This is a genomic window from Trichocoleus sp. FACHB-40 (assembly GCF_014695915.1).
Classification (GTDB): Bacteria; Cyanobacteriota; Cyanobacteriia; order Cyanobacteriales; family FACHB-T130; genus Funiculus; species Funiculus sociatus.
The window spans coordinates 1-13,657 of the sequence record NZ_JACJPF010000080.1 but is presented as its reverse complement, the minus strand read 5'-3'; the positions used below and the strand labels follow the sequence as shown (position 1 = coordinate 13,657).

At 45.8% G+C, this 13,657-nt stretch carries 16 protein-coding genes and 1 pseudogene; 9 read left to right on the top strand and 8 right to left on the bottom strand.

Going from position 1 to position 13,657, the window contains the following annotated elements:
* Positions 1-420: 420 nt before the first annotated feature.
* From H6F63_RS18680 to H6F63_RS18660, 5 genes are all read left to right on the top strand, one after another.
* Positions 421-984, top strand: coding sequence for a TetR/AcrR family transcriptional regulator (locus tag H6F63_RS18680; RefSeq protein ID WP_190639012.1), 564 nt, complete (start codon positions 421-423; stop codon positions 982-984).
* An 8-nt stretch (positions 985-992) separates the two neighbouring features.
* Positions 993-2,174, top strand: a complete 1,182-nt coding sequence (locus H6F63_RS18675) for an ABC exporter membrane fusion protein (RefSeq protein ID WP_190639011.1) — start codon at positions 993-995, stop codon at positions 2,172-2,174.
* Between the two features lie 74 nt (positions 2,175-2,248).
* On the top strand, positions 2,249-2,593 hold the full coding sequence (locus tag H6F63_RS18670; RefSeq protein WP_190639010.1) for a DUF2834 domain-containing protein: 345 nt from the start codon (positions 2,249-2,251) through the stop codon (positions 2,591-2,593).
* Between the two features lie 273 nt (positions 2,594-2,866).
* A complete protein-coding gene (gene devC, locus H6F63_RS18665) occupies positions 2,867-4,033 on the top strand; it encodes an ABC transporter permease DevC (RefSeq protein WP_190639009.1) in 1,167 nt (388 codons plus the stop codon).
* Between the two features lie 60 nt (positions 4,034-4,093).
* Positions 4,094-4,795, top strand: coding sequence for a DevA family ABC transporter ATP-binding protein (locus tag H6F63_RS18660; RefSeq protein ID WP_190639008.1), 702 nt, complete (start codon positions 4,094-4,096; stop codon positions 4,793-4,795).
* A gap of 266 nt (positions 4,796-5,061) precedes the next feature.
* Here the strand turns inward: H6F63_RS18660 and H6F63_RS18655 are convergent, their stop codons facing one another.
* The 5 genes from H6F63_RS18655 to H6F63_RS18645 form a co-directional block, all read right to left on the bottom strand.
* A complete protein-coding gene (locus H6F63_RS18655) occupies positions 5,062-5,310 on the bottom strand; it encodes a hypothetical protein (RefSeq protein ID WP_190639007.1) in 249 nt (82 codons plus the stop codon).
* Positions 5,311-5,662: 352 nt separating this feature from the next.
* Positions 5,663-6,052, bottom strand: coding sequence for a transposase family protein (locus H6F63_RS29480; protein WP_347276810.1), 390 nt, complete (start codon positions 6,050-6,052; stop codon positions 5,663-5,665).
* 176 nt (positions 6,053-6,228) lie between these two features.
* Positions 6,229-6,417 (bottom strand): transposase family protein, encoded by a 189-nt coding sequence (locus H6F63_RS31060; RefSeq protein ID WP_199298137.1) that lies wholly within the window; start codon positions 6,415-6,417, stop codon positions 6,229-6,231.
* Entirely contained in the window at positions 6,365-6,499 is a 135-nt protein-coding gene (locus tag H6F63_RS30625) for a hypothetical protein (RefSeq protein ID WP_277876448.1), read from the bottom strand. Before H6F63_RS30625 ends, H6F63_RS31060 begins: the two co-directional genes overlap by 53 nt.
* Positions 6,500-6,619: 120 nt before the next feature.
* Positions 6,620-7,357, bottom strand: a complete 738-nt coding sequence (locus H6F63_RS18645) for a TetR/AcrR family transcriptional regulator (protein WP_242019916.1) — start codon at positions 7,355-7,357, stop codon at positions 6,620-6,622.
* A gap of 141 nt (positions 7,358-7,498) precedes the next feature.
* On the opposite strand from H6F63_RS18645, the gene H6F63_RS18640 reads away from it, so the two are divergent.
* On the top strand, positions 7,499-8,809 hold the full coding sequence (locus H6F63_RS18640; protein ID WP_190639006.1) for a nucleotide disphospho-sugar-binding domain-containing protein: 1,311 nt from the start codon (positions 7,499-7,501) through the stop codon (positions 8,807-8,809).
* 155 nt (positions 8,810-8,964) lie between these two features.
* The gene (locus tag H6F63_RS29470) at positions 8,965-9,120 is read left to right on the top strand and encodes a hypothetical protein (RefSeq protein WP_199298136.1); all 156 of its coding nucleotides are present in this window, start codon (positions 8,965-8,967) and stop codon (positions 9,118-9,120) included.
* 271 nt (positions 9,121-9,391) lie between these two features.
* Here H6F63_RS29470 and H6F63_RS18630 read toward each other — a convergent pair whose 3' ends face one another.
* Positions 9,392-10,054, bottom strand: coding sequence for a DJ-1/PfpI family protein (locus tag H6F63_RS18630; protein ID WP_190639005.1), 663 nt, complete (start codon positions 10,052-10,054; stop codon positions 9,392-9,394).
* 100 nt (positions 10,055-10,154) lie between these two features.
* Between H6F63_RS18630 and H6F63_RS18625 the strand changes: the two genes are divergently transcribed.
* Entirely contained in the window at positions 10,155-10,886 is a 732-nt protein-coding gene (locus H6F63_RS18625) for a LuxR C-terminal-related transcriptional regulator (protein WP_190639004.1), read from the top strand.
* Between the two features lie 383 nt (positions 10,887-11,269).
* Here the strand turns inward: H6F63_RS18625 and H6F63_RS18620 are convergent, their stop codons facing one another.
* The gene (locus H6F63_RS18620) at positions 11,270-12,496 is read right to left on the bottom strand and encodes an ISAs1 family transposase (protein ID WP_242019913.1); all 1,227 of its coding nucleotides are present in this window, start codon (positions 12,494-12,496) and stop codon (positions 11,270-11,272) included.
* A gap of 292 nt (positions 12,497-12,788) precedes the next feature.
* Positions 12,789-13,421, bottom strand: coding sequence for an aldo/keto reductase (locus H6F63_RS18615; protein WP_199298135.1), 633 nt, complete (start codon positions 13,419-13,421; stop codon positions 12,789-12,791).
* A gap of 68 nt (positions 13,422-13,489) precedes the next feature.
* Here H6F63_RS18615 and H6F63_RS30130 point away from each other — a divergent pair.
* Positions 13,490-13,657 (top strand): annotated as a pseudogene (locus H6F63_RS30130) (IS630 family transposase); the annotation flags it as partial.

Genomic DNA, 13,657 nt, shown 5'->3' with positions numbered 1-13,657 from the left:
CCGTGTGGCAGCTATTTCTTCTACTCTAGGACGGTTTACTCAACCGATCTGTAACCATGAAAGTTTAAGTAGAATTGGTCACACAAGATTCTTAAGGAGGAACAAACCGCTTAAATTGTGAGCGGTTCCCATCTTTTTACTTCAATTGAGCAATTCGCGACAAAAATTTAGCATCTTTTTGCCCAAGGATTTAGACGCGAAGCGTGCGCTCAGACAGATAAAGATGAAGGAAAGCCACTCATTCACGGTATGCTGGCACTCAAGCTAAATGTGCCACGCTATCAACACATTAGTGTTGATAGCGACAAATAATTTGTTATCTGACAGATGCTGAAGACGACGCAAGTTGAGCGATCGCCCAGTTGACGCTGTGCTACCGTTAAGTTACATTAAATAACGGTTGCCCGATATAAATTCTAGATGCCGAAGATTGTTGACCATGAGCAATATCGCAAAGAGTTGCTCCACAAGTGCTTTGACCTGTTTGCCCAGAAAGGATACGCTTCCATCACAACTCGACAGATTGCTAAAGAGTTGGGCGTATCAACGGGAACACTCTATTACTACTTCCCACGCAAGGAGGATATGTTTGAGCAACTGGTTGAAGAAATGAGTCAAGAGTATTTGCAAATCTTTGCCAGCGAATTAAAAGACGGGCAATCGCGATCAGAACGCTTTGAGGCACTTGCCAACTTTGCAGTCAAGTATGAAGACCGTTTGATTAAAGAAATCTTTATGATGGTTGACTTTTGTCAGCAGCAGGGCATCGAGGCAGTTCGCAATAACGCTGTTCTTGCACGAATCAGACAACGAAACAAGCAAGCTTTTGCCGACTTCTTTAGAATTCTAGACCCAGCCCTTGCAGACTTTGTGATGATTCAACTTATGGGCTTGATGCTGGCTCGCATGGAAGACAATGACATCCCAATCTTTGAGCAGGTCACACTACTTGGAAAGATGTTGATTACTTACCTAGAAGGATGAAGAACCCTATGATCCTGCAACGGCTAAAGCCTCTTAATCGCTGGACGATCGCGCTCATTGTTTCGGGGATTGCCCTCACAGGTGGTTCCCTCTACTACAGTATTTCTGAGTTTGGACAAAAGCCTGCCCAACCTGTGGCACCTGCACCCACGATTGAGCCGATTACAGCTTTGGGACGACTAGAACCCGCCTCAGAAGTGGTGCGAGTCGCTGCCCCAGCAACGCTCAATAACGATCGCGTTGCTCAACTGCTGGTTAAGCGAGGCGATCGCGTCCAGGTAGGTCAGGAGATTGCGATTCTCGATAGTCGCGAAAGGCTACAAACGGCTTTACTTGAGGCGCAGGAGCGAGTTAGCACAGCCCAAGCAAGACTGGCTCAAGTCAAAGCAGGGGCAAAATCTGGGGAAATTGCCGCTCAGCAAGCTGAAATTACTCGTCTTCAAGAAGAGTTGCGGGGCGAAATTGCGACTCAATCCGCCATTATTGCTCGTCGCCAATCCGAAGTTAATGTCGCGCAGGCAGACTATAACCGCTATCTAGGTTTGTATCGGGAGGGTGCGCTCTCGGCTTCCAACCTCGACCAACGGCGACTTACGTTGGAAACTGCCCAGGCACAACTCAACGAAGCTAAAGCCAGTCAGAATCGCACGGCTGACACATTGCGTGCCCAAACCAATCGAGCTAGGGCTACTCTAAACCAGATTGCCTCCGTTCGCCCTGAAGATGTCCGGGTGGCGCAAACCGAGATAAACCAGGCAGTTGCAGCAGTTAAACGAGCTGAGGCTGAGTTGAAGGAGGCAACCATTCGCGCACCGATCGCAGGGCAAGTTTTGGAAGTTTACACCCAATCTGGTGAGGCGATCGCTGACGAAGGCATTGTTGACTTGGGAAAGACTGACCCAATGGAAGTGGTTGCAGAAATTTACCAAAGTGACATTGGCAAAATTCGCAGTGGTCAATCAGCGATCATTACTGGTGAAGGGATTTCTGGAGAACTGCGGGGAACCGTTCGCCAAGTTGGGTTGCAAGTCAGCCAGCAAAAAGTCTTCAGCAATCAGCCCGGACAGAACCTCGATCGCCGCGTCGTTGAGGTCAGAATTCGGCTTAATTCAAAAGATAGTCAACAAGTGGCAAGCCTAACCAACTTGCAGGTACAGGTAGCCATTCAACCGCAAGTGAGCTTGAAGTAAAAAATAACGGTTGCCCGATATCTAAACTTTGTACTTGCGTTCGTCAGATAAACCTACATCAGGAGATTAGTACTATGCTTCAAGGCACATATCTGATTCTTTGCATTCTGGGAACTGCTTTACCCTACTCCCAATTCATCCCATTTCTGCTGGAAAACGGACTTGATTTAGAACGTTTCTTTGAGCAGCTTTTTACAAATCGAATTTCAGCATTTTTTGGTATGGATGTCGTAGCTTCATCTCTTGTTCTGTGGACATTTGTGTGGTTTGAAGGTTCACGACTGAAAATGAAAAACTTGTGGCTCTACGTTGCAAGTAATTTATTAGTTGGTGTTTCGTTAGCGCTACCTCTGTTTCTACTCATGCGGCAGCGCAAGCTCGAAGGAACCGCTCAATTAGATCAAATAGCTCAGTCTTAAAGACGCTCTTGCTTTAACCAGTTTGTCAGCTATAGTCCGTTCTCCAACTTTGCACCTTTGTCAGTAAGCGTCCACACCCGCCAATAAATTAATTTCTTGGCTCACAGCTTAAGTCGGTTTAAACCGACTGTAATCCTTGTATGCCAAAGATTTAGTCCTCTTGAGAGGACTTTCGCTAAAAGCCCTTGGGTTTAAACCCTTGGCGGGTTAAGGCGACTGCGGCAAGAGGTCAGTTATCCAACTTTAGACTCTTTTAGATCAAATACTCAACTTATGTTGCGTAAACTACTTCGCAAAACACCTCTAGCTTGGTTACAGGTGAAGCGAGAAAAAACCCGCCTCTTTGTTGCCTTAGCTGGAATTGGCTTCGCCGATATCCTGATGTTTTTCCAGCTTGGATTGATGGAGTCTGCCTATGTTTCTGCTACGGGGATGCACTACAAGCTACGGGGCGACCTGTTCTTGCTAAATTCTGTGTCTGATAACGTGCAGACTATCAAACCCTTCTCGCGTTCCAGATTATTTCAGGCAGCAGGTACAGATGGAGTCGCTTCCATCAACTCTCTTTATCTAGGCATCGGAAGATGGCGTAATCCTAGTAATCGGACATTCTGGCAGGTACAAATCTATGGTTTCAACCCCAGTAACCCAGCAATGGATGTGCCAGATGCTGCACCTGAATTGAATAAACTCAAGATGTTGAATTATGTGCTTTATGACCAGGCGGCGCGACCCGATCTGGGTAATGTTGCTAGTCAACTTCAGCAATCTAAACCGCTTACAGCCCAACTGAATGACTTACAAATTCAAGTCACTGGGGTCTTCACCATGGGAGCCTCTTTCTCAGCTGATGGCAATCTGATTGTGAGCGATTCTACATTTTTGCGTCTGTTTCCCGAACGCCAATCAGATGATATCGATGTCGGTCTAATCACGTTGAAACCGGGTGCAGACATCGAGCAAGTGCAAGCCAATATAAAAGCCAAATTGCCGGATGATGTGTTGGTTCTGACAAAAGAAGAATTTATCCAACGCGAAAGAAACTATTGGAGTCAAGTTAGTCCCATCGGTGTGATCTTTGGTTTTGGAACTATCGTGGGCTTTTTGGTGGGGACGGTAATTGTTTATCAGATTCTTTACTCTGATGTTTCCGATCACCTGCCCGAATACGCCACACTCAAAGCAATGGGCTATGGCGATCGCTTCTTAGTTGGAATTTTGCTTCAAGAGGCTTTGATTTTGGCAATCCTGGGTTTTATGCCGGGATTTGTGATTTCACTTGGACTTTACGGACTCATTGCCCAAGCGACGCTACTTCCCGTCAAAATGTCGCTAGATCGTCTGGTACTCGTACTATCTTTGACGCTTGTGATGTGCATTGCATCGGGAGCGATCGTGATGCGTAAGTTGCAGTCTGCCGACCCTGCTGACATTTTTTAATTAGTCATTAGTCATTGGTTTTACTACCAATTACTTATTACCAATTAGCTATTACCATCTATGCAACCCGTAATTTCTGTTCACCAACTCAATCACTACTTCGGTGAAGGAGAACTGCGAAAACAAGCGCTATTTGATATCAATCTCGACATCTATCCCGGAGAGATTGTAATCATGACTGGACCATCGGGGTCTGGTAAAACGACGCTCCTAACACTAATGGGAGGCCTGCGTTCTGCACAAGAAGGAAACTTGGAAATTCTGGGCCAAGAAATGAATGGAGCAAGTAAGAAAGCAATGAGGCAGGTGCGGCAGCAAATTGGCTACATCTTCCAAGCACATAACCTGTTGACTTTTCTCACGGCTAAGCAGAATGTGCGAATGTCTCTAGAGCTACACGAGCGCTTTCTAGACCAAAATATGGATGAGATAGCAACTGATATTCTCAAGACAGTTGGTTTAGGAAATCGTGTGGATTACTACACCGATAATCTATCTGGAGGACAAAAGCAACGAGTTGCGATCGCGCGTGCCTTAGTTAGCCATCCTAAAATTGTTCTGGCAGACGAACCTACCGCTGCACTGGATAAAAAATCAGGTCGAGATGTGGTAGAAATGATGCAGAAACTAGCAAAGGAACAAGGCTGCACAATTTTGCTAGTGACGCATGATAATCGGATTTTGGATATTGCCGATCGCATTGTTTATATGGAAGACGGGCGCTTGGCAGCCAACTCTGATGCTGTTGCACTCGTAGAATAGTTGCGAGGAGTGAAAGCAATTCCCTTGTGTACTCAATCCGAATTGATGAATATTCGCTCTCGAACTCCCTCAGACGACCAGGCGATAGCTGAACTTAACCGACTAGCCTTTAAGCGAGGTAATGAGGCTTCACTTGTGGAATCTATTCGTCAAACTGACCACTCGTACCCTTCCTTAAACCTTTTCTTTGCATCAGTCTCTACAAGGCTGCCATGAGCCATAATCACCCTTCTGAAGTCCCAAGAGAGTACCTTTTCAACCGACTGTTATACCTTCTCTTTTTCTTGTGTAGCCAACTGCTCTAATAACGAGGGTCCAAGTTCTTTGTACTCCCCAAGGACTCTGGCTACTAATTGTGTTATCAAGGGAAAGCTTTCATTAAAATGAAAAACCGTATCTGTTAAGACCAAAGTGTGGCTTTCAGGATAGAAGAAGACAAATTCCTTCAAGGGCAAAGATCCACTTAAGCTGAAGGTTCTAAATCCATCAAACAACAAGCATTCAATTTCATCCAAAAAACTGTTCCGACTATTTTGTATTACTTGGTCGATAGGCAGTTCAGGTTTTTTTGTCTCTAAACCTGGCGCAGCCCAAAGTTTGGCTTTTGGCTAGAAAGCTTTAAATTTTAAGGCAAACAGAGTATGAGATTTTCATTAATAACCCTAAATCAACACAAGCGCGTTGGGCTTCTGCCGTGCGTGCTGATTAGCTCACTCAAGGCTTTAATATCGCCCTGTTTTTTTTTGGCAGCTTCTATCAACCGCCCTATCTCATCAGGTGTCAAATAATCTCGCTCGTTATCCGGTTTTGCTTCCTTAATCGGGTTCTCATTCTAACTCCACCTAAAACAGTAGACCTCTTGCGGAATTAAGATGATTTAGCTATTTTTAGCTCATAATTATAAATTCCTGCAATTAAGTTTACTCGCAATCCAAATCGCTGACTTCGATTTCTATAAAGGCTAGACAAAATTCTGAATGTCTTCAAGCATCTAATGGTATGCTCAACTTTAATATTGAGTTTAGCTAAACTTCTATTTTCTCGCTTCTGCTTAGCGCTTAACTGGGAATTTCTGGGTCTCTTATGAGGGATTTTACTGTTATTATGATGATACTTTTTTATTCCCTGATATCCTTTATCTGCTACAATCTGAATCCTCGACACAGCAATAATTTTACTCTTTTTGAATATTTTTAAATCCTGTTGCCTTCCCTTTCCTATTGCTTGCTGCACATATAACCTCTGATGTAGCTCGATTTGTTATCAGTTGCATTTTCAGCCTATGACACTTTGAAAAGCCACTGTAGTAGGGCTTCTGTTTTTTTTAGGCCGTTCTATTTCTGTTTCTGCTACATCTACCATTACTACTTATATTTCTGTGTTGTTTTTGACCATTTCTCTTTGACTTGGCAAGCCGAATTTTCTACTCTTAGTTAACATATTTTCAATTCTCTTGACTGTCCGTTGAGCCGTTGATGCGTATACCCCCAATCTTTTGCTATGTGAAATAGCGTTCTATACTCTCGCCAATACTCTAATGTCAGCAATATTTGGTCTGGTATTGTTAGCTTAGAATAGCTGCCACGGCTGCCCTGCTTGGCATCCCGCACTACTTGCACCATTTTCCTCGCACGTTTCTGGTGTCACTCCATACAGTCTCTTAAAGTCAGATGGTGAATTTGACAAAGCTTGTTTATATTTCATTCAGTTGTCTATAACTGTTATTTAATTCTTCTTCTATGCAAGCTTATTTATCTTAATTCCGCCAGAGGTCTAGTGTGCTGGAGCGCGATCGCAAAAGTTTTCGGTCTACTGATTGTAGCTCTACTTTTCCTGATGCAGCACTCCCCTTAAAACCAAGTTAATTGCCGCTTGGGTGTACTGCTCAATCAATTCTGGACTCAATAAATCCCGCTCTGGCTCCAGATGCTTCAAGTTTTCATGGGCATTGGCGTAGAAAACGCACACGCCAATAATCGTGAGAGTTGTCATGTACGCATCAAGCTTGCAGAATATCCCCTCTTGCATCCCCCGCTCCAGAATTCCAGTCAGGGAGGCAATTGGTTGTTGCCAGTTTGTCAGCTTGAAATACTTGCCCTGATTCTGAGAAGCTTCCTGAAACAACAACATTCCCCGATGGCGGTGAGAAGCCTCGTAGGCAATTGTGGTTCGCAAAAACGCTCTTAAAGCTTCTGCTGCTGGCAATTGTTCTAGGTTGAGTTGAAAAAGCACCTCCTGGAATTGTGTCGCAGGCCGCTCTAAAACCGCTTGGTAAAGCCCTTCCTTGCTCTGAAAGTAGTAGTAGATCATTCGCGGTGCTACGCCTGCACTCTTAGCGATCGCTTCAGTTCGCGCTCCACTGAGTCCGTGGAAGGCAAACTCCTCCTCGGCGGCATCGAGAATCTCTTGTTTGGTCGCCTCTGCATCACGTACTGGACGCTTAACAGAAGAAGCAGGTGTTTTTTGGTTTTTGGCTCTTTGGCTCACAGCGGTAAACAAATCGATGACAGGACGGCGGTAGGCGAGGGAAAGCCTTTCTCTTTGAACTTTACAGGTAGTCAAGGTCTAAGTGGCTCTTGTTAACTAAAAATTTAATTCATTGTTGACAGAACCCGGACTCACCGCTAACAATGAATTAAAAATTTAATTAATTAAAACGGGAAGGCGCTGACACCTTGAGTTCATTGGAGTTTCTGCATCAAAATGGCTCGTTTTCTGATTGCTACAATTTCCGCCGCCGGACACGTCAATCCAGCATTACCGATTGCCCGCTTCCTAGTGGAGCGCTCTCATGAAGTATGGTGGTACACAGGTAAAGGATTTAAGGACAAGGTTGAAGCGACTGGTGCACACCACGTCCCGATTCGCACGGGATTAGACTTTACGGATATGAGTACCATTCCTCAGTCGTGGTTAGACCAGAAAGAAGCAAACAAGGGGGTGGCGCAGTTTAAGTTCTATCTCAAGCATGGCTTCATCGATGCTGGAGTTACGCAGCTATTAGACTTGACGGAAATCCTTCGCTCCTTTCCAGCCGATGTCCTGCTATGCGATGTCTTCTTCATTGGCGTGTCATGGCTTTCGGAAAAAACGGGGTTGCCGTGGGCAGCCTTTGGCATGTCGGCTTTACCCTTGGGTAGCCGCGATACCGCTCCGTTTGGACTGGGTATACAGCCTACCAATTCAGCGTTTGGGCGATTGCGAAATGCATTTTTGAATGGGTTGTCACAGCGAGTATTGATGCGCGATGTAACGGTTCATCTCGATCGCGTGAGAGTCAGTGTTGGGCTACCACCCAAGTCCCAAGACTTTTTCAGCGCCGCCCTATCTCCGTTTCTCTACTTGCAGGGAACTACTCCAACGTTTGAGTATCCCCGTAGCGATTTACCAGGGCAAGTGCATTTTATCGGCCCCTTTTTGCCGAGTCTGGAAGCTAACTTTACACGGCCTGCTTGGTGGGAGGAGCTTTCTGACGGTAAGCCAGTTGTCTTCGTCACGCAAGGAACTGTGGCAACGGACGCAGGCGACCTGATACTGCCTGCAATCGAGGCACTTGCCAATGATAACGTGCTGGTCATTGTTACAACTGGAGGACAGCCGATAGACAATCTTGGACTTGACTCAATGCCTGCCAATGTCAGAGTCGAGAAGTTTATTCCCTACGAGCATCTACTCCCTAATGTGGATGTCATGGTGACTAACGCTGGATTCAACGGCGTGCAATTGGCTTTAGCGAATGGCGTGCCGCTAGTTACCGCTGGGCAAACTGAGGAGAAACCTGAAATTTGTGCCAGGGTGCAATGGGCTGGGGTGGGAATTGACCTCAAAACAAGTACACCTAGACCAATGCAGATTCGAGATGCTGTGATGAAAATCCTCGGTTCATCCCAATATCGCCAAAGGGCTTTCCGTTTCAAAACTGAAATTGCTCAGTATGATGCACCCGCACTAGCTACTGCCCTATTGGAGCAACTGGCATCAACCAAAAAGCCTGTTCTCAGGGCGATTGACTAACATCTTTTCTAACTGCACTAAGTATGAGGAAGAATCATTTAGTTAATGCCTGAAACTTATTCGGGTTTCAGGATAGTGCTTAGGCTTATCCAGCGATTAGTCCTGCAAACCCGGCTTCATTTTTGAACGTTGCTTCCCTATAAAAGAAGCAATCTATGGTTAAAATTCCCTTCCAGCAGGAGTCTGGAGCTATCCCACCGCTTGAAAATGGTGATCGCTTAAATCGCTATGAATTTGAACGTTGTTATAAACCCCACCCGCAAGAGCGCTGGTGGGGTAAGGTGAGAGACGAAACTCTCAGCAAAGGCTAGTTTTCGGGTTCAACAGGAGTAGTGCGTCTATCTATAAGCACTTCCCCACCTTCAACCCCCAGCTTGAAACGAATGACACCAGTGAAGTTGGAGTATATTGCTGAGAAGGCAATAGCTCCTAGAACCAATGGCACTAAGTTAAATTGAATCAGCGTCTCATGAGCGTTTCTACTCCATTTTCATATCTCTAAGATTCACTCACAGTCTTGCATCCAATGTGGGGAAGTGCGATCGCAGCCAATTTCCAAATTTGCTAGTCATGTCAAGCTGCCTATTTTACTTCTAAACCCAATGTCCCAATCGCGTATGACGTCGCCTTGTTCACTAAATCAGGCCCCGCTTTTTCGGGTGAACCCACATCGAAGGGAGGGGCTGGATTGTACTCCATCAAGAGTTGAGCAATCTTGGCGGCTTCCTCACCACAAAGCGCTTTAGCAACCACGAGACCAAAATCAATGCCTGCTGTCACCCCTCCCCCCGTCATGCGATTGCGGTCAATGACGACTCGCTCTGTTCCGACTTCAAAGCCCAACCCAGCTAGCTGTTCCCGCATCATCCAGTGAGTCGCTGCTCGATAGCCTTGCAGCAGTCCTGCCTTTGCCAAAAACATAGACCCGCCACACACAGAGGTAATAAACTTTGCGGTGCTTCCTTGCCGACGCAGAAATCCAAGGATCTCTGGATCGTCTATGAGTGCCATCTGTTTTAAGCCGCCGCCCACACAGATCACGTCCAAGGGCGGGCAATGGTCAAAGGTAGTATCCGGCAAAATCATCATACCGTCATCGGTTTTGATCGGGTCTAGCGTTTTCCAGATTCGATGAATCTCGACATTGGGAAGCGAACTGAAAACTTGCTGGGGTCCCACAATATCCAGTGCGGTCATGCCAGGATAGATGACCAAACCAATAATCTGCTTTTGTGAGTCCGTCATACATCAGTTCTCCTAATGGCGCTTGCAATTAACTCTGTCCTTATACTAAGAGTGGCAATTTATCGCGCCTAGTCCTCGATTGAGTACTCTTTTTACCTCCATGACGATTTCCTTGCAGCTTTTATTTAAAGAAATTCACCGGGTAAAGGATCAAGATGATTTGCGATCATACCTGGCACCAAAAATTGGTGAATATTTTGCAGCCGAGCGATCAGGGATCTTTTTCTTCGACCAACTTTTAGGCGATCGCCATCTTCAAAAAGTTTTGAACGTTGCTCTATCCATCGAACAGAATCCTGTGGCGCGTTACATAGCGGAGCGCCATACGCCTGTTCATGAAGGATTGGTGGCATCACCCAAGGCATGGGCAATCATCTGTCCTCGTCCCGATCATTGGCATGTGATGGCAGGACCGATTATCGATCGCGGTCAATTAATAGGCTCAGTGGGTTGTACCCGTAAAAAATCAATGCCTGCCTTTGATACCCAATATCTAGCTGATTTGAGTGCCATTTGTTTACACGTATCGGTTTGGACTGCTACCATACGATTGGCGCAAAGCGCCGCTTTGGAACCTCAGCGCCAACCGTTTAGCACCAATCGTTTAACGTCTCGTGAGTTGCAAATTGCCGACTTGGTTGCGCTGGGTCGAACTAACGCAGAAATCGGGACTGAACTTTGGATTACCGAGAATTCTGTCAAGCAGGCTTTGAAGCGAATGTTCCGTAAGCTTGAGGTTGCATCTCGTACAGAAATGGTTGCACAACTTTCCGCGACACAACATCATTTTCCAGGTGCAAGGCAATCTCTCCCCTCTGCCCCTAATCACTAGAGGAGAAAGGGAGTTCTCCTATTCCCCTCCTTCAGGTACTGAAGCAACGGCATCACTTCAAGACCAAAAGTTATAATTTGTTCAACAAAGTTAGGGAATGTAAAAAAATTCCATCAGCTGTTGTCTGAGTAGCAAGCTGATCGAGGTAAGATGCTACAGCAGTGAATAACACTAAAACAAGCAAGATTACTACTTTCAAGTGATAGAAAACAAAATTTTCCTAGTCTTGTAAAACGGGAGTCTGGGTAAATCAACTTTTTAAATGGCTAGTCAACCGCCTCACCTCTTAATAACAACTTTATAAATCAGCTCTAATGCATGAAGTTTAAGTTGTTCCACTTTTTCAAATAAGGTAGAGTAGCAGGGTAAGCGCACCTCAAACGCTATTTACAGATAGGGTCTAGGTTTTCAATGGGATCGGGTAGTGCAGCTGCTAATACCGTTAGCATATAGGTATCATCCATAGCAGCCTGCTTTGACTTCTGCCGTAGACTACGCTTGCCGGTCGCTTCTCGATTGAGGGCATTGACAGCAAAACGGCGCAAAAGCGCGAGGTTGTGGGGGGCAGGGAGAGAACGGACACGGCAACCATCCTCGGCAAACGTGACATCCAGCGTCCAATGTAAAGAATTTTCAATGCCCCAGTGTTGCCGAATCGCCGCAGCAATTCTGGAACTCTGAGGTGGCAAACTGCTTAGGTAAAATTGAATTTCGTGAGTGGTTTTATTCCATAAATGACGGGTGCGTTCAACCACCACAATCCTCTGAAGACCAGCCCATTCATCTGCCTGATAGAGGGCAGGGAACAAGTCAATCGAAAGGGTCCAGACTTTGCGACTTTCGGTGCGGTGATGTCCTGCTTCGGTAGTGTGTTCTGAAGGCGCAGGTAAAGTGCCCTCAGCACGAGACTTGTTGAGCCATCTATCAACCTGTTGAAACAATGTGGGATGATTTGCTTTGAGGCTAAGGATGTAATCGGCATGAGCCGTATGAATCTGATAGGCAATATCCTTCTGCGTCCCCATCGCATCCAGAGTGACAATACAACCTTGAATATCGAGTAATTCTAGTAACGCTGGAATCGCGGTAATTTCATTCGACTTGTCCTGCACTTTCGTTTGCGCCAAGACGAGGCGATGTTGGGTTGCCCAGGCACTGACCAAGTGCAGTGCTTTAGAGCCTGCTTGACGGTTATAGGAACCATTGACACCCTTGCCATCAATGGCGATGACCTGGATACCCAATTCATCAACCAGTTGTTTAACCCATTGTTCAAAGCATTGTTCAAGTTGTTTGGGATTAATCTGCTCGAACACTCGTCGAAACGTCTCTTCGCTGGGAATACCATTGGGTAAAGCCAGAAATGTCGATAACCATCCCTGTTTACTCACACCGTAGAGTTCCATGTCTTCCCAACCCTGACCTCCCGCTATCACCGATAAAATGGCAATCGTTAAAATATCTGACAACTGATGTAAGCGTGTCCTTTCAACTCTTGGGTCAGTAATGGACGCAAAACAATCTTGGAGTCGCTGACTCACAGCCGCAGCTTCCAGAATTTTCGGTACTACGATTTGGGGGGCAACAGCGGGCACCAATCCTTTTGCCATGATCTCTGCTGGGGGCTAGGGGATAAGCTAGAGCATCCTCTAATTTAATCGTTCTTGTCACCCCTGCTACTCAAGGCGAATGTTCACCACCTCTTAACCCATTACTCAGCCAAACCGTCTGTATGTTTGGCTACGCTTTTAGATGCGCTTACCCTGGGTAGAGTAGGACTCTATAAATTTTCCAGCAGTGGAAACATGAGAGTCAATCAAAACTGCTGCCGAACTATTACTACTCATTTATTTTCTTCCTCAAAATTAGTGTGTTCACCCATCGCTGTATGTTGAATGGCACTCAAAGCCATCTAGTCTCAAATGCGTCTTGCCCATTTCCATACACCAACGCCCCATACTCTTGCCACCGTGTTACCGCTTCCGGGGTAAGTTCAGGAATGTGCAAAACACTCAAGTTTTCCTCCAATTGCGCTTGAGTTTTTGGTGCAGTGAGAGCCAGGTGTACTGCTTTTTGGTGTAGTGCATATCGGTAACAATCAGCCGCCGTAGGAATCTCAAAAAACCAATCCGGGTGCCCTCGTAGAAGTTGCCCCCAACGAGTGCAAGTAAACGCGACGGCTGGAATTCCAGCCTGTTGAGCCATTGGGAAAACCTGTTCTTCTGCCTTGCGATGCGCCATATTGTAGCGGTGCATGAGTACCTCACATCGACGGCTCCTAATCAAGTCTAAGGCGATCGCGCGATTATGGGTGGTTGCCCCCCAGTAGCGGATAAGCCCTCTTTCCTTCCAATCCCAAAGTTCATCGAGTACACTCCAAATCTGAGCAATGTCCTCATGAGGCGTGACATACTCGGCAAAAAATACATCCACAACATCAATATCTAGGTATCGACGCACTTGCTCTAGGTACTGCCGCAGTCTACCTTTATCGCGCTCCTCACTTCCCGTTGCTATCAATAAGTAGTTGGACAAAATTAATTACACAAATAAGTAATAAAATATATTAAGATTAAGAACCTATGTATTAATTCGTGTTACCGATGATATTCCTTCGAGAAGTAAATCCTCTTTCAGCTAAATTACTGGAGCGAATTTATCACCAAAGCCGACATCATCAGGTGCGTCAAAGAGCGCATTGTATAATTTTAGCCAATCAAGGGGTAAAAGTCGAAGAACTAACAAAGGTTTTCCAAGTTAGCCGCAAGACC

What these genes read in the sequence shown, in the direction of transcription:
- H6F63_RS18620 (WP_242019913.1), bottom strand. Translation starts at nt 12,496, where the DNA reads ATGGCAAAAGGATTGGTGCCCGCTGTTGCCCCCCAAATCGTAGTACCG.
- H6F63_RS18670 (WP_190639010.1), top strand. Translation starts at nt 2,249, where the DNA reads ATGCTTCAAGGCACATATCTGATTCTTTGCATTCTGGGAACTGCTTTA.
- H6F63_RS18680 (WP_190639012.1), top strand. Translation starts at nt 421, where the DNA reads ATGCCGAAGATTGTTGACCATGAGCAATATCGCAAAGAGTTGCTCCAC.
- H6F63_RS18640 (WP_190639006.1), top strand. Translation starts at nt 7,499, where the DNA reads ATGGCTCGTTTTCTGATTGCTACAATTTCCGCCGCCGGACACGTCAAT.
- H6F63_RS18630 (WP_190639005.1), bottom strand. Translation starts at nt 10,054, where the DNA reads ATGACGGACTCACAAAAGCAGATTATTGGTTTGGTCATCTATCCTGGC.
- H6F63_RS18660 (WP_190639008.1), top strand. Translation starts at nt 4,094, where the DNA reads ATGCAACCCGTAATTTCTGTTCACCAACTCAATCACTACTTCGGTGAA.
- H6F63_RS30625 (WP_277876448.1), bottom strand. Translation starts at nt 6,499, where the DNA reads ATGAAATATAAACAAGCTTTGTCAAATTCACCATCTGACTTTAAGAGA.
- H6F63_RS18625 (WP_190639004.1), top strand. Translation starts at nt 10,155, where the DNA reads ATGACGATTTCCTTGCAGCTTTTATTTAAAGAAATTCACCGGGTAAAG.
- H6F63_RS31060 (WP_199298137.1), bottom strand. Translation starts at nt 6,417, where the DNA reads ATGGTGCAAGTAGTGCGGGATGCCAAGCAGGGCAGCCGTGGCAGCTAT.
- devC (WP_190639009.1), top strand. Translation starts at nt 2,867, where the DNA reads ATGTTGCGTAAACTACTTCGCAAAACACCTCTAGCTTGGTTACAGGTG.
- H6F63_RS18675 (WP_190639011.1), top strand. Translation starts at nt 993, where the DNA reads ATGATCCTGCAACGGCTAAAGCCTCTTAATCGCTGGACGATCGCGCTC.
- H6F63_RS29470 (WP_199298136.1), top strand. Translation starts at nt 8,965, where the DNA reads ATGGTTAAAATTCCCTTCCAGCAGGAGTCTGGAGCTATCCCACCGCTT.